This is a genomic window from Promicromonospora citrea (assembly GCF_013004695.1).
In the GTDB taxonomy this organism is placed as follows: Bacteria; Actinomycetota; Actinomycetes; order Actinomycetales; family Cellulomonadaceae; genus Promicromonospora; species Promicromonospora citrea.
This window is the reverse complement of sequence record NZ_JABEMG010000026.1, coordinates 16,102-32,949: the sequence shown is the minus strand read 5'-3', so window position 1 is coordinate 32,949 and position 16,848 is coordinate 16,102. Positions and strand designations below refer to the sequence as shown.

General features: G+C 73.7%; 13 protein-coding genes. All 13 read right to left on the bottom strand.

Features of this window, described 5'->3' with window-relative positions:
* Nucleotides 1–16: 16 nt before the first annotated feature.
* The 13 genes from HLB15_RS07645 to HLB15_RS07585 all read right to left on the bottom strand — a co-directional run bounded on the left by HLB15_RS07645 (nucleotide 17) and on the right by HLB15_RS07585 (nucleotide 16,845).
* Nucleotides 17–736 (bottom strand): type 1 glutamine amidotransferase, encoded by a 720-nt coding sequence (locus HLB15_RS07645; protein ID WP_171104709.1) that lies wholly within the window; start codon nucleotides 734–736, stop codon nucleotides 17–19.
* Nucleotides 733–1,827 (bottom strand): ABC transporter ATP-binding protein, encoded by a 1,095-nt coding sequence (locus HLB15_RS07640; RefSeq protein ID WP_171104708.1) that lies wholly within the window; start codon nucleotides 1,825–1,827, stop codon nucleotides 733–735. Before HLB15_RS07640 ends, HLB15_RS07645 begins: the two co-directional genes overlap by 4 nt.
* Nucleotides 1,820–2,884: an ABC transporter ATP-binding protein gene (locus HLB15_RS07635; RefSeq protein ID WP_171104707.1), complete on the bottom strand. Its 1,065-nt coding sequence runs from the start codon at nucleotides 2,882–2,884 to the stop codon at nucleotides 1,820–1,822. Before HLB15_RS07635 ends, HLB15_RS07640 begins: the two co-directional genes overlap by 8 nt.
* Nucleotides 2,881–3,807 carry an ABC transporter permease gene (locus tag HLB15_RS07630; protein ID WP_171104706.1) on the bottom strand — a complete coding sequence of 309 codons (927 nt, stop codon included), beginning with the start codon at nucleotides 3,805–3,807 and terminating at the stop codon, nucleotides 2,881–2,883. Before HLB15_RS07630 ends, HLB15_RS07635 begins: the two co-directional genes overlap by 4 nt.
* Nucleotides 3,800–4,804 (bottom strand): ABC transporter permease, encoded by a 1,005-nt coding sequence (locus tag HLB15_RS07625; RefSeq protein ID WP_171104705.1) that lies wholly within the window; start codon nucleotides 4,802–4,804, stop codon nucleotides 3,800–3,802. The genes HLB15_RS07630 and HLB15_RS07625 overlap by 8 nt, the downstream gene beginning before the upstream one ends.
* A 75-nt stretch (nucleotides 4,805–4,879) precedes the next feature.
* On the bottom strand, nucleotides 4,880–6,517 hold the full coding sequence (locus HLB15_RS07620) for a peptide ABC transporter substrate-binding protein (protein ID WP_171104704.1): 1,638 nt from the start codon (nucleotides 6,515–6,517) through the stop codon (nucleotides 4,880–4,882).
* A gap of 174 nt (nucleotides 6,518–6,691) precedes the next feature.
* Nucleotides 6,692–10,315 carry an endo-1,4-beta-xylanase gene (locus tag HLB15_RS07615; RefSeq protein ID WP_171104703.1) on the bottom strand — a complete coding sequence of 1,208 codons (3,624 nt, stop codon included), beginning with the start codon at nucleotides 10,313–10,315 and terminating at the stop codon, nucleotides 6,692–6,694.
* Nucleotides 10,316–10,478: 163 nt separating this feature from the next.
* Nucleotides 10,479–11,156 (bottom strand): ABC transporter ATP-binding protein, encoded by a 678-nt coding sequence (locus HLB15_RS07610; RefSeq protein ID WP_171104702.1) that lies wholly within the window; start codon nucleotides 11,154–11,156, stop codon nucleotides 10,479–10,481.
* 40 nt (nucleotides 11,157–11,196) lie between these two features.
* Nucleotides 11,197–12,159, bottom strand: a complete 963-nt coding sequence (locus HLB15_RS07605; protein WP_171104701.1) for a ribokinase — start codon at nucleotides 12,157–12,159, stop codon at nucleotides 11,197–11,199.
* Entirely contained in the window at nucleotides 12,156–13,505 is a 1,350-nt protein-coding gene (locus HLB15_RS07600) for an ADP-ribosylglycohydrolase family protein (protein WP_171104700.1), read from the bottom strand. The genes HLB15_RS07605 and HLB15_RS07600 overlap by 4 nt, the downstream gene beginning before the upstream one ends.
* A complete protein-coding gene (locus HLB15_RS07595) occupies nucleotides 13,502–14,665 on the bottom strand; it encodes an ADP-ribosylglycohydrolase family protein (protein WP_171104699.1) in 1,164 nt (387 codons plus the stop codon). The genes HLB15_RS07600 and HLB15_RS07595 overlap by 4 nt, the downstream gene beginning before the upstream one ends.
* Before the next feature lie 51 nt (nucleotides 14,666–14,716).
* Nucleotides 14,717–15,991, bottom strand: coding sequence for an ABC transporter substrate-binding protein (locus tag HLB15_RS07590; RefSeq protein WP_171104698.1), 1,275 nt, complete (start codon nucleotides 15,989–15,991; stop codon nucleotides 14,717–14,719).
* A 26-nt stretch (nucleotides 15,992–16,017) separates the two neighbouring features.
* Nucleotides 16,018–16,845 (bottom strand): carbohydrate ABC transporter permease, encoded by an 828-nt coding sequence (locus HLB15_RS07585; RefSeq protein WP_171104697.1) that lies wholly within the window; start codon nucleotides 16,843–16,845, stop codon nucleotides 16,018–16,020.
* Between the last annotated feature and the right edge of the window lie 3 nt (nucleotides 16,846–16,848).

The following is a 16,848-nucleotide window of genomic DNA, read 5'->3' as shown; positions in this document are numbered from 1 at the left end:
CCTCCTGGCTCCGGGGTCAGGCCGCCGCGCGGACGACGTCCGCCCAGCCGGCCACGAGCGCGCGGGACTGCGCCTCGTTCTCGGTGGCGCGCGCGAGCGCGGCCTCGGCCAGCGCCGTCCGGTCGATGCCCTGCTCGGACAGGGCCGCCTCGTCCCACGTAGCCACCCGGTCGGGCCGTGCCTCGGGGTGGAACTGCAGGCCCCAGGCCGCCTCGCCCACGCGGAACGCCTGGACGGCGCAGGCAGGGCTGGACACCAGCAGCGTCGCCGACGGCGGCAGGGCCGTCACGGAGTCCTCGTGGTTCTCGATCATCCACAGGGCGCCGGCGGCGCCGGGCGGCGCCCCGGGGAGGTCGCCGAGGACCGGGTCGTCCGCGGCCTCCGGCAGCACCGTGAGCGCGCACATGCCCCGCTCCGTCTCGCCCGAGCGTGCCGTCACCCCGCCGCCGGTGACGTGCGCGAGGAGCTGCCCGCCGAGGCACAGGCCGAGCAGCGGCACCTCGTCGGCCAGCGCCTGCACCGCCAGGCGGCGCTCCTGGGCGAGGTAGGGATGGCCGGCGTCGTCGTCGGGCATGAAGCCGCCGCCGAGCAGCACGACCCCCGCGAACCCGTCGAGCGTGGCGGGCAGCTCGGCCGCGGGCGTCAGCACGGGGTCGAGGCCCGACTCCGGCAGCAGCTGCTCGAGGCGGCCCATCGAGCTCGTCGGGGAGTTGAGGACGACGAGGACGCGGGTCATGCCTCGACCCCGGTCGCGACGAGCTCGCGCGCGAAGTGGCAGGCCACCGCGTGGGCCGCGGCGGCACCGCGGGGCGCGAGGGCGGGCACGTCGGTCACGCAGACCTCGGGCACGGCGCGGCCGTCGCCGTCGGCGCGGGCCTCGGGCAGCGTCGGCGCGAGCCAGCACCGGGTGTGGAACGGGCAGCCGGACGGCGGGTCGACGGGCGACGGCGGGTCGCCCTCCAGCACGATGCCGCCGAGCAGACCCGGCTGCGCCGTCGGCGCCCCGGTCGACGGCCCCGCCGCGAGGCGGACCGCCGGGTCGGGCACGGGCACGGCCGAGAGCAGCGCCTGCGTGTAGGGGTGCTGCGCGGTGTCGTAGACGTCGGTCTCCGGCCCCTGCTCCACGAGGCGTCCGAGGTACATGACGGCGACGTCGTGCGCGATGTGCCGCACCACGCCGAGGTCGTGCGCGACGAACAGGTAGGACAGCCCGAGCTCGTCCTGCAGGTCCTCGAGCAGGTTGATGACCTGGCCCTGCACCGACACGTCGAGCGCGGAGACCGGCTCGTCGCACACGAGCACCTTGGGCCGCAGCGCGAGCGCCCGGGCGATGCCGACGCGCTGGCGCTGACCGCCCGAGAACTGGTGCGGGTACCGGCTCGCGTGGTCGGGGTCGAGCCCCACGAGCTCGAGCAGCTCGCCGACGGCGGCGCGGCGCCCGCCCGCGGGGTCGATGCCGTGGATCGCGAACGGCTCGCCCACGATCTCGCCCACCGACATGCGGGGGTTGAGCGACGTGTACGGGTCCTGGAACACCATCTGCACGTCGCGGCGCAGCTGCTTGCGGCCCGCGCGGGACAGCCGGCTCACGTCCTCGCCGTCGACGAGCACCTGGCCGCTGGTCGGCGCCTCGATGCCGACGAGCATCCGCGCGAGCGTCGACTTGCCCGACCCGGACTCGCCGACCAGGCCGAGGGTGCGGCCCCGCTCGAGGGTGAGCGAGACGCCGTCGACGGCCTTGACCGCCGCGACGGACCGCCGCAGCAGCCCGCGCCGTACGGGGTAGTGCTTGACGAGCTCCCGCACCTGCAGCACCGCGTCACTCATGGGTACCTCCGGTCTCGGGCGGGCGGTTCGCGAGGACGTCGGCCGCGAAGTGGCACGCCGAGAGGCGGGCCGGGGCCGGGCCGGTCAGCGGCGGCACCTCGGTGCGGCAGAGGTCCTGCGCCACGTCGCAGCGCGGGTGGAACGGGCAGCCCGACGGCCGGGCGGCGGGGCTGGGCGGGCGCCCAGGGATCACGGGCAGGCGCCGCCGTGTGCCACGGTCGGCTCCGGCCGTCGACGGGATGGACCGCAGCAGCGCGCGCGTGTAGGGGTGGGCGGGCGCCGCGTACAGCGGCCCCACGGGTGCCTGCTCGACGGCGCGGCCCGCGTACATGACGGTGACGTCGTCCGCCACGCCCGCGACGACGCCGAGGTCGTGCGTGATGAGCACGAGACCCATCCTCCGCTCGGCCTGGATCTCGGCGAGCAGCTGCAGCACCTGCGCCTGGACGGTGACGTCGAGCGCCGTGGTGGGCTCGTCGGCGATGAGCACCTCCGGGTCCATGGCCAGGGCGGAGGCGATCATGACGCGCTGCCGCATGCCGCCGGAGAACTGGTGCGGGTACTCCTTCACGCGGGCCCTCGCGTTCGGCACCTTGACGAGGTCGAGCAGCTCGATCGCGCGGGCCCGGGCGTCGGCGCGGGACAGGCCGCGCCGGGCGCGGAGGGCCTCCGTGAGCTGGTAGCCCACGGTGTGCACGGGGTTGAGCGCCGCGAGGGCGTCCTGGAACACCATGGCGACGCGCTCGCCGCAGTACGCGCGGTGCTGCCGGGGGCGCAGGGCGAGCAGGTCGGTGCCCGCGAGCCGGGCGCTGCCGCGGGTGACGCGCGCGGTGGGCGGCAGCAGGCCCATCACGGCGAGCGACGACACCGACTTGCCGGAGCCGGACTCGCCGACGATCGCGAGGGTGCGCCCGGCCTCGACGCGGTAGGAGAGGCCGTCGACGGCGCGCACCGTGCCCTCGGCGGTGCGGAACTCGACGGCGAGGTCGGTGACCTCCAGCAGGGGCGTCTCCTCGGCCACGGGCTGCGGGGCGGCGGCCTGGCTCGGGGCGCTCATGCCGCCAGCCTCGGGTCGAGGGCGTCGCGCAGGGCGTCGCCGAGCACGACGAGCGCGAGCACGGTCGCCACCAGGCAGGCGAGCGGGGCCAGCAAGATGTGCGGCGCGCCACCGAGCACCCACTGGGAGCCCTGCTCGATCTGGATGCCCCAGCTCGTGGCCGGCGGGCGCACGCCGATGCCGAGGAACGACAGCACGGCCTCGGCGCTGATCACGCCGGCCACCGAGGTCGGCAGCAGCGCGGTGACCGTGCCGATCGCGTTGGGCAGCACGTGCCGGGTCATGATGCGTACGTCGGAGGCGCCCAGCGAGCGCGCGGCGGTCACGTAGTCCAGGTTCTTCGCCTCCAGCGTGCTGGCCCGCACGTAGCGGGCGTACGGCATCCAGCCGAACAGGATGAGCACTACGGCGGGCAGCAGGATCACGTTGAACGTGCCCGCCCCCAGGTCGACGCCCTTGAACAGGGACAGCACGAGCAGCGCCGCGAGCAGCAGCGGGACGACGAGGAACACCTCGACCGCGCGGGACACGAGGTAGTCCACCCAGCCCAGGTAGTACCCGGCGAGCAGCCCGAGCGTCACGCCGATGAGCAGGGAGATCCCGACCACGACGACGGCGAGCAGCAGCGACGGCCGCACACCGTGCACGAGGGTGGCCAGCACGTCGCAGCCGAGCGCGTCGGTGCCGAGCGGGTGGTCGCCGCCCCAGCCCTGCGGCGCCGTCCGCGCCTCGCGGATGGGGCACGTGCGGGGGCTGGTGCTCGTGAACAACCGCGGGAAGGCGGCCATGACCGCGAAGAACAGCAGCACGACGGCGGCGATCACCGTGTCGGGGCGGCGGCGCAGCGTGCGCCAGGCCTCGGCCACGGGGCTCGACGCCGCGGTCCGGGCGGCGGGCGGGGCGGAGGCTGCGGCGTCACTCATAGCGGATCCTCGGGTCGAGCAGGGCGTAGGCGATGTCCACGACGATCATCACCACGACGGTCACGGCGGCGAGCAGGGTCACGACGCCCAGCACGAGCGACACGTCGTCGTCGCGCACGGCGCCCCACAGGACCCCGCCCATGCCGTAGATGTTCATGAGGCCCTCCGTGATGACGGCGCCGCCGAGCGCCTCGGCGAACGTGAGGCCGACGGCGGTCACGACCGGCACCGACGAGTTGCGCACCACGTGGTGCACGACGACGTGCCGCTCCACCAGGCCCTTCGAGCGCGCGGTGCGCACGTGGTCGCCCTGGTAGGACTCGAGCTGGCTGGCCCGCACCAGGCGGATGAACGCGGCGGACCCGGCGAGTCCGAGCAGGATGCCCGGCACGAGCACGGTGGCCCACGGGTGGTCGGGGTCGAACGACGGCTTGAACCAGTACGGCGGCCAGCTGTCCGCACCGAACGTGTCCTCCGCCCAGCCGTGCAGCGGCACGGCGACGACGTACCGGTACACGATGAGCAGCACGAACACGGGGAAGGCGTCGATGAGCACGGAGGTGAGCCGGATGCCGTGGTCGCCCGCCGACCCGCGCCACCGCGCGGCGACCGAGCCCAGCACCATGCCGAGCGCGAGCCACGTGACCAGCACGATGCAGAACAGCCGCAGCGTGTTCGGCGCCGCCGTCGCGACGATGTCCGCGACCTCACGGCCGCGCAGGTTGGTGCCGAAGTCGCCCTGGGCGTACTGGCCGAGCCGCTCGACGAACGGCCCCAGGCAGGGGTTGCCCACCTGGTCGTAGCAGGGGTCGTCGAGGTCGAACCGCTCCTCGACGGCGGCGATCTGCGCGGGCGTGGCGACCTTGTCACCGAAGAACGCCTGGGCGGGGTTGCCGTTGAGCTGGATGGCCACCGTCGTGAGCAGGTGCAGCAGGAGCATCACGAGCAGCAGCGTGCCGACCGCCTGGACGGCACGGCGGAGGATGTAGCGCCCCATGGGGTCCTTCCGGGGGGTATGGGGTGCCCGGCCCGGGGCGGCTCTGGTGCCGTCCCGGGCCGGTGCGGTGGTTCGTTACGCCGTGATCTCGATCGCGCGCAGGATCGGCGCCCCCGAGAACGGGTTGAGGACGACGTTGTCCAGGCGCTCGCTGTAGTACGTGGCGCTGAAGCTCCAGCGGAACGGGATCGTCGGGAACTCCTCGGCGAGGATCTGCTCGGCCTCCTGGTAGAGGGCGACCGACTCGTCGAGCGACGGGGCGGCGGCCGCCTCGTCGAGCTTGTCCTCGAACTCCTCGCTGTACCAGCCGAACTGGCTGTCCTCCTCCGAGCCCGCGGCATAGAAGCTGAGGTAGTTCTCGTTGAGCGGGTAGTCGGGGAACCAATTGTTCCGAAACGCGCCGTCGAAGCCCTGGGCGGAACGGGTCGAGAAGTAGTCGCTGCTCGGCAGGATGTCCAGCTCGTACGGGATGCCGAGCACCTCCTCGATGGAGTTGCCGATCGCCGTGAAGTACTCGACCTCCGCGTCGTCGTCACCCAGGCTGATCTGCAGCTTCTCGCCCTCGGGCCAGCCGCCGGCCTGCTCGAGGGCCGCCTTGGCCGCCTCGGGGTCGTAGACGCACCACTCGCACGTGCCCGCCTCGCCGCCGGGTACGCCGCCCGGGACGACCCACGAGTCCGCGGGGGTGGCCTGGCCGCTGCCGAGCGAGGAGATGATGCCCTCGCGGTCGATGGCCATGGAGATCGCCTTGCGGAACTCGACGTCCTGCCACGGGCCGTCCGTGTACAGCGAGAAGCCCAGGTAGGTCAGCGCCGCGCCCGGCGCCTCGACGTACCGCTGGGACAGCTCCGGGTCGTTCTTCGCGGCCTCGACCTCGGCGGTCGGCGGGAACGACAGGTCGATCTCGTCGGCCTGGAAGTCGGCCCAGCTCGCGGTCTCGCCGGCGGCGTACTCCGTCCAGTGGATGGCGTCGTAGCCCGGCGTCTCCTCGAGCGGGTAGTCCTCCCACCGCTCGGCGGTCAGCTCCTGGCTCTGCTGCCACTCGGTCACCCGGAAGGGCCCGTTGCCGATGGGCTGCGTGGAGCACTTCTCGACGTCGTCCAGGCACTCCTGGGCGATCGGGAAGAAGCCGGTGTAGCCGAGCATGGTCGCGAAGCCGGCGAACGGCGAGCTCAGCGTGACCTCGAGCGTCAGGTCGTCGGTGACCTCGACGCCCGACAGCTCGTCGGCGGCGCCCGGCGCGGTGATGTTGCCGTCGTCGTCCGTCTCGGGCTGCATCTCGTCGTAGCCCTCGATGATGCTGAAGAAGTAGTTGCTGTACAGGCCGTTGTCGCCGTCGGCCGTGTAGTTCCAGGAACGGGCGAACGCGGCGGCGTCGACGGGCTCGCCGTTCTGGAAGGTGAGGTCCGGCTTGATCGTGATGGTCCAGACCGTGTTGTCGTCGTTGGGCTCGATGGACTCGGCCACGTAGTTGTACGGCTCGGTGGTCTCGGGGTCGTACCGGACCAGTCCGTCGTACACCACGTCGAGGACGCTGATCGGGTCGTAGGACCCGGCGTCACCGGGGAACAGCGTGTCCATGTCCTGGCTGATCCAGGTCTCCAGCGTGACCGGACCGGCGTCGTCGTCGGTGTCGCTCGGGCTGCACCCGGCGACGGTCAGGGCCACCGCTGCCGCCCCCGCGGCGAAGGTGGCGATGCGTGCTTGCCTCACTGATTGCCTCCCAGGTCGGTCCCCTGCCCACGGGCAGGGGAGATGTGGACCATATCGCCGCCGGAGCGGCACCGCCTGGAAATTCGTGTTAATCGTCTGTAACGATTGCCCCGGTCTCTCTTCCGTGCGGCGCGCGGTCGCGCCGCACGGAAGAGAGAGCTGCTCAGCAGGCGCTCAGCAGGGACCGAGGTCCCGCCAGGGACCCCACGGCGTGCCCGACGGCACCTGGTTGCGGCTGTACCACTGCGCGGTCCACCGGTGACCGTCGTGCACCACCGTCTCGCCGCCCTCGTACACCGCCGACGCGGTCCACGCAGGGAACGTGCCCGCCGCGCAGACCTGCGGCGCACCGACCTCGGCCCACGGGCCCCACGGCGAGGCCCCCGGCACCTGGCCGCGCGTCCACCACAGCGCCGTGAACACCGCGCCGTCGTGGCTCACCCGGTCGGCCGCGGTGTAGACCGTGCCGGCCGACCAGGACGGCACGGACGGCGCCGTCGGCCCGACGAGCTGCCCCACGCCCCAGCGGGCCGTCGACTGGTAGCCCGCGCCCGTCGGGTCGGCCCAGTTGCGCACCGCGGTGCGTGCGCCGTCCGCGGCGTCGTTGACCTGGAAGTCCAGGCCGTGGAACGTGCCCTCGCCGCCGTACTCCAGCAGGTCGACCGCCAGCTCGACCCGGTACCCGTCGTCCGTCGGTGTCGCCGCGCTCGTCACGCGGGCGCGCTGCGCCGCCTCGTCGCCCGTGCCGAACGACACCGCGTTCTCCGCCGAGACGCGGATCTGCGTGTCGTCCGCCCGGTACCCGCCGTTCTTCGCGTTGCCGCCGTCCACGTAGACCTCCAGGGAGTCCTGGACCCACGGGTCGGAGCCGGACACGTCGACCACCGGGTCGGCGACGTCGGCCAGCACGTACAGCGTGTCGCCCGCCCACAGGGTGCGGACCGTCGCGACGGCGCCGCCCGAGCCCTCGACCTCCTTCTCGGTGGTCACCGCGGGGCCCGCGGACTCCCACACCTCGTCGACGTCGCCGTCGACCTCCGGCGCCGTCGCCGCCTGGGCGACCTCGACGTACGACAGCTCCTCGACGAGCGTCAGCGTGCCCAGCGCTCCGGGCGAGTTCCACCCCGCGGTCTCGCCGCCGCTCGTCACCCGGACGTCGAGGTCCGCGGTCGCACCCTGCTCCAGCGTGGCGGGCAGGTGCGCGACGACGTCGTAGCCGCCCTCCCGCTCGGTCACCACCGCACCGTCGGCGCCCGCCGCACGGTCGACCGTGAGCTCCGCGTCGCCCAGCACCAGCGTCACCGCGTCGCCGGCGCCCGCCGCGGCGTCGTCCACCGTGACGTACGCCGTGAGGTGGTCCGGTGCCCAGCGGAGCTGGAAGCCGGCCTCGCCGCCGTCCGGCGTCGCGAAGGCGTGCAGGGGCAGACGGTCCCACACCGGCGACGACGTCGCCTGCGCGTCCAGCGGCACGTCGCCCGCGAACACGTTCGCCGTCCGCAGCCGGTCGGGCAGCTCGCCGCCCGCCGCGCCGTGGTAGGCGGGCTTGGCCTGGAACCGGTCGTCGAACAGCAGGGGGGCGCCGCTGTCCACGCGCCACGACCGCCCGTCGGTCAGGCCCCACACCGTCACGCTGAACAGGTCGTCCGCGTGCGCGCGGAACACGTCGAACGCGTCCCGGTAGTAGTAGCCCTGGTCGATCAGGCGGGCCTGCGTCACCGGCGTGCCCGTCGTGACGTCGAGCTCCGTGACCGCCTGTGTCACGGGCAGGTCCGCGAACCGCGCCAGCGCGCCCTCCAGCGCACCGACCGGCATCGCGAGCGACACGTGGAACTGGTGGCCCACGCCGTCCAGCGGCACGCCACGCTCCAGCAGCCGCTCCACCAGCGCGAGGTACCGGTCCTGCTTGCCGCCCTGCTCGGTGTTGTAGTCGTTGATGAACAGGGCCACCGGGCGCTCGGCGCCTGGCGCCGCGTACGTCTCGTTGAACGCCTCGTCGGCGTACGCGAACGCGAGGTCGACGAAGTCCTCGCCCAGCACGCGGAACCACTCGCTGCGGCGCAGGCCGTCCGGGTTCTCGGCGCCGTCGGACACGACCTCGTTGACGACGTCGAACGCGACCAGCGGGTTGGTGTCCGAGCCGAACGGGCCGTAGTCCGCCGCCAGGTTCTCCGCGACGCCGAAGACGTGGTCGCGCAGGCGCTCGCGGAGCACGGCGCGGCCCGCCTCGTCCGCGGTCAGCGGCTCGCCGGCGTCGTCCTGGAAGAACCACTCGGGCGTCTGGCTGTGCCAGACGAGCACGTGGCCGTAGACGCCGAGGTCGTTCTCCTGCGCGAAGTCCATGAGCGCCGTGGCCTCGGGGTGCCTGCGCAGGGTGCGGTCCTCGTCGTACCAGGCCTCGGGCTTCATGTGGTTCTCGGGCGTGATCTGCCCGAAGTGCCGGTCGAGCAGCTGCGCGGCCGCGCTCGTCGTCTCCCGGCTGTCGATCGCGACGCCGACCGGGAAGTCGACGGTGTCCTGCAGCGGGGTGAGGTCCTCCACGAGCGGCGGCTCGGGCTCGGCCACCACGATGTCGTCGATCAGCCAGTCGCTGGTGTTGCCGCCGCTGTAGGCGGTCTCGAGGTACAGCAGGGCGCTGTCGTGCTCCGGCATCGTGAACGACGCCTCGACCCGGGTCCATCCGGTGCTGGTGAGACCCGTGAGCTGGGCGAGCGTGGAGAAGCTCTGCGCGCCGTCCGTGGTGGCGGCGAGGCTCAGCCAGACGTCGCCCGGTGTCTGTCCCTCGGCGAACCGGATCCACGCCGAGACGTCGTAGGCCGTGCCCGCCCGCAGCACGCCGGTGACGTCGCGGCCGATGCCGTCGCCGGTCACCGCCCGGCCGGTGAGCGCGGCCGAGTACGTGCTCTCGTGCGCGTCGGTGTCGGTGACCTCGAGCTTGAGGTCCGCGGACTCCGAGCCGTACCGCGGCTCCCAGCCGCCGAGCGTGCCGTCCTCGAAGTCGGTGCTGATCACCGCGTCCGTCGGTGCGGCGGGCGTGCCCGCCGGCAGGGTGAACCGCCAGCCGTCGGCGAGGCGCTCGGTGACGACCGTCCGCACGGCGGCCAGCGTGCCGGCGCGGTCGCCGCCGCCGTCGTGCGCGAGGACGAGCTCGCCCGGGACCATCGCGGCGCGCAGGTTGGCCGTGAGGGTCGGCACGTCCTGCGTCTCCCAGTCGGCGATCGTGTTCCGCACGGCCAGCGGCTGCATGCCGAGCTCGACGGCGACCTCGGGGGTCACCCCCCACGAGCCGTTCGGCGCGCGCCAGAACGGGACGGGGTGGTCGGGGTCGCCGAGGGCCTCGCGGATGATGCCGAGGTTCTCGACCATGTCGGCACGCACCTGGTCGGCGGTCCACGAGCCCATGTCGGCGTAGCCCGTGGAGTGGTTGCACAGCACGTGACCGTCGGCGACGATCCGGCGCAGGATGTCGGCGCCGCCGTCGGCCTCGATGTTCTGCCCGATCACGCAGAACACGGCGGTGAGATCGTGCTCGGCGAGGAAGTCGAGCAGCGCGGGGGTGGTGCCGGGGTTCGGCCCGTCGTCGAACGTGAGGGCGGAGACGTCGCCCGTGCCCTGCGCGGCGTACACCGGCGTGGGGACCGGGTCGACGGCACCGCCCGGGACGACGTCGTCGGCCGCCGCGGGGGTCGCGAGGAGGCCCGTCGCGACGAGCGCCGCGACGCCGAGGCTCGCGGTGGCGCCCCTTGCTAAACGATTTCTGAACGGCGCGGATCGCGGAGTGAAACGATTTCTACGACGCATGCTGCGCTCCCTTGCGCGGTGTGGTGCGGGGATCTCTTCCGGTGCGTGCGCCGGGGCGACGGTGCCACGGCGGACGTAGGAGCAGCGTAGCCAGACATGCGCGGGGCGTCGAGATGCCGGGACCGGCCGACCTCGACGTGGCCGGCCGGTCCCTCGACGTCGGTCAGGAGCCTGTCAGCTCCGTGACCGCGCCCTGGGCGATGCGGAGCCGGCGCCTGGCCCGGCGGGCGACGACCGAGTCGTGCGTGACCAGCACCGTCGTCAGGCCCTGCTCCTTCCACAGGCCCTCGATGAGGTCGACGATCTCGTCGCGGGTCTCCTCGTCGAGGTTGCCCGTCGGTTCGTCGGCCAGGAGCACCTTCGGGTCCTTGACCAGCGCCCGCGCGATCGCGACGCGCTGTTGCTGACCGCCGGAGAGCTCGCCCGGCAGGTGGTCGCCGCGGTCACCGAGACCCACGGACTCGAGCGCGGCCTGTGCTCGGGACGCCCTGCTCTGCCGCGGCACCCGCCCGGGGACGAGCGCCGTCTCGACGTTCTCCAGCGCCGTGAGCGTCGGGATCAGGTTGAAGTTCTGGAACACGAAGCCGATGGTGCGGCCGCGGGTGGCGGTGAGCTCGGCGTCCGTCATGGACGCGAGGTCGGTGCCGTCGAGCGAGACGGCGCCGGACGTCGGGCGGTCGAGCCCACCCAGCATCTGCAGCAGGGTGGACTTCCCGCCGCCGGTCGGCCCCTGCACGGCGACGAGCTCGCCCTCGCCGATGGTCAGCGACACGCCGCGCAGCGCGCGCACCACGCGCTTGCCCTGGCGGTACGTCTTGGTCAGGTCGTGGAGCTGGTACATGTCTGCCTTCTTCGTCGTGGTGTCGCCGGGAACGGTGGTGTCAGGCCAGGGAACGGAAGGCCTCGACGGGGCGCAGCCGCGCGGCGCGCCGTCCGCCGGCGACCCCCGCGAGCAGCCCGCCCAGCACCGCGAGGCCGATCGCCGCGAGCACGATCCACGGGCTGACCGGGGCACGGAGCACGACGTCGACGGCGGTGCCGGCGGCGTCGGCCAGGCCGGCGAGGCCCAGGCGCGCGAGCGCGGCCGCGAGCACGCCGCAGTAGGTGTCGCCCGCGCCCGTGGTGTCGACGGCGTCGACCCGCGCGGCCGGGACGCGGACCGGGTCGGTGTCCCGGCGCACGACGAGGCTGCCCTCGGCACCCAGCGTGACGACGACGGCGGGCACCCGGGCGAGCAGCGCCGCAGCGAGGTCCTCCGGGGTCCCGGCGGCTCCCGCGAGGTCCGCCGCCTCGTGCTCGTTGACCACGAGCACGTCGACCTCGCGCCACAGCGCGTCGGGCAGCTCGCGCGACGGCGCCGCGTTGAGCACGAACAGCGCACCCTGGCGGCGTTCGACCGCCGCGGCGGTCACGGTGCCGAGCGGGATCTCGAGCTGCGCGAGCACGACGTCGGCCGCGGCGACCCGCCGGGCCTGCGCCGCGCCCACCCGCACGCGCGAGTTGGCTCCCGGCGCGACGACGATCGCGTTCTCGCCGTCGGGCGAGACGGTGATGAGCGCCGTGCCGGTCGGGGCGTCGACCCGGTCGACCGTCTCGGTGCGCACGCCCGCGCCCTCGAGCGAGGCGAGCAGGAGGTCGGCGGACTCGTCCCGGCCGAGCGCGCCGACGAAGGTCGTGCCCGCTCCCCCGGCGCGCGCCGCGGCGACGGCCTGGTTGGCCCCCTTGCCGCCCGGCGTACGGCGCAGGTTTCCGCCGAGGATGGTCTCGCCGCCCGCGGGGTGGCGCGGCACGTCGACCACGAGGTCGACGTTCGCCGAGCCGACGACCACGACGGTCCCCGTCATGACGCACCTCCCGCCAGCGCGACGGTCCGCGCCGCGAGGTCGGCGATGCGCTGCTCGCCACCCGGCAGCGAGGTCGCGATGCGCCCGTCGAGGGGCGCGGTCCACCGCTCGCCGATCGCGTCGGGCGCCAGCGCGCCCACGACGCCGCCCACGGTCGCCGCGGCGGAGTCGGTGTCCCAGCCCGCCGTCACGGCGATCGCGACGCTCGGGCCGAACACGCCCCGGCCCACCGTGAGCGCGAACGCGACGACGGCGGCGTTGTTGAGGGTGTGCACCCAGTGCAGGTGCCCGTACGCCTCGTGGATCCGGTCCAGGCCCGCGCGGACGGCGGGCTCCGAGCCGTCGCACTCCCGGCCGAGCGACCGGCCGAGCGCGACGGCGGCGGCCAGGCCGCTGTCCGCGGGCACGGCGGCGGAGGCGGCGTCGAGCACCTGCTCCACGTCGTCGGCGACGACCGCGGCCGCCGCGAGGCCGGCGGCCCAGGTGGCACCCCAGATCCCGTCACCGGTGTGGCTCAGACGGGCGTCGGTCCAGGCCAGGCGGGCCGCGCCGGGCACGTCCCCCGGGGAGACCCAACCGAGCAGGTCGGTGCGGATGAGCGCGCCGATCCACTCGCGGAACGGGTTGTGGTGCGTCGCGGTCTCGGGCACGGGCCGCGCGTCGAGGATGTTGCGGTAGGCGACCCGCTCGGCGGTGAACGTGCGCCCGGCGGGGAGGTTGTCCAGCCAGAGCTGCGCGACGTCGTCCGTCGTGAACGCGCGCCCGTGCTTCTCGAGCAGGGCCAGGGCGAGGATCGGGTAGTTGAGGTCGTCGTCCTCGGGCATGCCCGCGATGTTCTCCTCGAGCGACGTCGGCGCCGAGCGGCGGTTCCACGGCCAGCGGGCGGCGACGTCGTCGGGCAGACCGACCGCGGTGAAGTACCGGTCGAGCGGCCAGCGGCCCGTCGCGCGCAGGATCTCCTCGATGCCCGCGCGCGGGATCTTCTCGACGGGCTTGCCGAGCAGGCAGCCGGCGGCGCGGCCGAGCCAGGCGCCCTCGACGCGGGCGGCGTAGGACGCGGGGGCTGCCGGGAGGGCGGGGGCGGGCGGGAGCAGCGCCTCGGCCTCGGCCCAGGTCGCCGGCCCGGGCGTGCCGGGGATCGCGTCCAGCTCGTCCAGCAGCTCGCGGGCCAGCGCCCGCAGCGGCGGGGTCGCCGGCTCGGCGCCCGCGCCGCTCACCGCGGGTACCGGGTCGCCGCCCGCCGCGACCCAGCGGTCGCGGACAGCGGCGACGTCCTTGCCCTCGGCCGCCGACTGCACGAGCTCGTGGGCGAGCAGGTCCTCGGGCTGGGCCCAGGTCAGCCTCACGATCCCACCTGCACCGCGTCGAGCACCTTCAGGCGGGCGGTGGCGCGGTCCCGGTCGGCGGCCAGGATGTCCGCGGCGGCCGACGCCATGAGGCGGCCGGTCTCGCGGACGTCCATCCTGCTCGCGGTCTCCACCTCGTCGAGCCACTCCGCGGGCACCACGTCGCTGCCGCCGAGCCCGGCCGCGACGGCGCCCGCCATCACGGCGATCGAGTCGGCGTCGCGGCCGTAGTTCACGGCGGCGAGCACGGCGCCGCGGTAGTCGCCGCGGTGCGCGAGCAGCAGGCCGAGCGCGACCGGCAGCTCCTCGATCGACTTGGTGCGCGACGGACGGCGCGCGTCCATCGACATCTGCCGGTACTCGGGGCCCACCGAGTCGAAGGGCGCGACGACCTCGCGCACGAGCCGCGCGACCCGGCGCTCCTCGTCGTCGGTCGTCGGCGGCTCGGGCCAGCCGGACGCGGCGTCCACCACGGCCCGCAGCGCGGCGGCCGTCCCGTCGTGCGCGACGTCGAGCGCCGCGGCCACGACGTCGTCCAGCGTGGCGCCGGGGGTGACCGACGCCGCGACCATGGCCGCGAAGACGCCGGCCGCCTCGCGGCCGTAGCTGGACTGGTGCGCGCCGGCGAGGTCGATGGCCTCCGCGTACGCGCCGCGCGGGTCGCCCGCGTTGGCGAGGCCGACCGGCGGCACGTACATCGCCGCGCCGCAGTTGACCACGTTGCCGACACCGGCCTCGCGCGGGTCCACGTGCCCGTAGTGCAGGCGTGCGACGAGCCACTTCTCCGCGAGGAACACCCGCTGCAGCAGCAGCGCCGTCGACTCCAGCTCGGGGATCCACCGCGGCTCGCCGATCATCAGCGGCACGAGGTCCTCGGCCACGGCGTACGCGTCGAGGTGCGCGCGCCGCTTGGCGTACACCTCGACGAGCGCCCGCGTCATGAGGGTGTCGTCCGTGATGTGCCCGTCGCCCTTGTGGTACGGGGCGATGGGGCGGGCGTCGCGCCAGTTGGGGTACCAGGGCCCGACGACGCCGCGCACGCGGCCCCCGTGCCGCTCCTCGATCTGCTCCGGCGTCCAGCCCTCGGTGGCGCCACCGAGGGCGTCGCCCACGGCCGCCCCGGTGATCACGGCCACCGCCCGGTCCTCCAACCAGCTCACGGCTGCTCTCCCCTCGTCGTTCCTGTGTGGTCGTGCGTCAGTGACGGCAGGTCACTGCGTGATCTCGTCCCACCCGCTGGTGAGCTGGTCGGCGAGCTGTGCGTCGTCGATCTCCTGCGCCAGGTAGCGCTGGTAGGCCGGCGTCGCCACCGTGTCCTTCCACTGCGCGTACGAGTCGGCGAACAGGTACGGCGCCGCGGTGAAGTGCTGGCCGGAGGCGAGGATCGTGCTCCAGCCGTTCTCGTCGCCCAGCTTCTCGGTGAGGGCCTCCTGCGCCGACGTCGTCGCCGGGATGAGGGCGTCCGCCTCGTTCAGCGCGGCGAGGTGCTCCGTCCGGGTGAAGAACTCGATGAACTCGGCCGACTCCTCGACGTGCTCCGAGTCGATGTTCACCGAGAGCGTCTGCGGGTTGGCGGCCTGCTGCGGGCCCTCGGGGCCTTCGAGCGGGGGCAGCGCCACCCAGTCGAGGTCCTCGGGCGCGTCCTTGGCGATGTTCGCGGCCTGGTAGGAGCCCTGCACGGTCATCGCCGTCTGGCCCGCGTAGAAGGACGCGATGGCCTCGCCGCCCGACTGGGTCAGGGTCACCGGCAGGATCGACTCGTCCTCGTAGGCCATCGCGTGCACGAGCTCGGGCAGGGCCATCTCGCCCTCGCCGACGGTGAGGTCGGCGTCCTCGCCGGTGCCGGAGATGTACGTGCCGCCGAACGCCGGCGCGAGCGCCATGAACGCGGCGGTCGGGCTCGACAGGCCCCAGCCGAGGCCGTAGACGTCGCCCTTCGTGGTCGCCTGCGCGATCTCGCGCAGCTCGTCCCACGTCATGGTGTCGCCCGTCGGGATCTCGACGCCCGCGTCCTCGAGCAGCGTGCGGTTGGCGAACACGACGTACGACTGCAGCTCGGTCGGGTACGCGACGACCTGGTCGTCGACCGTCACGGAGTCCAGGACGCCCTCGGGGATGTCCGCGCGGCGCTCGTCCGACATGAGGTCGGTGAGGTCGGCGAGGTAGCCGTCACGCGCGAAGGACACGATGCTCGCGGCCTCGTAGTGGATGATGTCCGGCGCGGCGCCGCCGTTGAACTGCGTGATGAGCTTGTCGTAGACGCCGTCCCAGCCCGCCGGGACGATCTCGACCTGGACGTCGGGGTTGGCCTCGTTCCAGTCGTCGACGATCGACTCGGTCGCGGCGATGGCGGCCGGCTGGTCGGACAGGGCCTGGAACTTCAGGGTCACCGGACCGCCGTCCCCCGAGCCGCCGCTGCCGCAGGCGGCCAGGGCCAGGCTGGTGGTCGTGAGGCATGCGGCGATGAACACTCCACGAGACTTCATGGGTCTACCTTTCGTCGGGTGGGCGGTCATCCCTTGACCGCCCCGGCCATGAGGCCGCCGGTGAGCTTCCTCTGCATGATCGAGAAGAAGACGATGCTGGGGATCGCGGCGAGCACGGAGCCCGCGGCGAGGGGGCCGAGCGCGACCTTGCCCTCGCCGCCGATGAAGGTCGACAGCGTGATGGGCAGGGTGTAGTTCTCGGGCGACTGGAGCAGCACGAGCGCGAAGAAGAACTCGTTCCACGAGGAGACGAAGCTGAACATCGCCGTGGCGACGACGCCCGGCGCGAGCAGCGGGAAGACGATGCGGCGCAGCACCTCCAGGCGGCTCGCGCCGTCCATCGACCCGGCCTCCTCGAGCTCGACGGGGATGCCCGCCACGTACCCCTGCAGCATCCACAGCGCGAACGGCAGGGTGTAGGTGGTGTGCACGAGGATCAGGCCGACGAGGCTGTCGGTCAGGCCGATGGTCCGCAGCACGAGGAACAGCGGCAGGATCACGAGGATCACGGGGAACACCTGGCTGACCAGGATCCAGCCGACGCCGGCCGCGCGGACCGCGCCCTTGAGCCGCGCGAGCACGTACGACGCGGGCAGCGCGATGAGGACGACCAGCGCGGTGGACGCGAGCGCCACGATCACGCTGTTGCCCGCCGAGCTGACGAGCCCCTGCCGCGCGAGGGCGTCCGCGTAGTTCTCCCAGTGCCACTCCTGCGGCACCAGGTTCACCACGAGCGAGTTGAGCTCGGCGGACGACTTCACGGAGGCCGAGACGAGCCAGAGCAGCGGGAAGCCGAGGAACAGGATGTAGGCGGCCAGCGCCAGGTACTGGGCGGGACGGACGAGTGCGCGCACGGG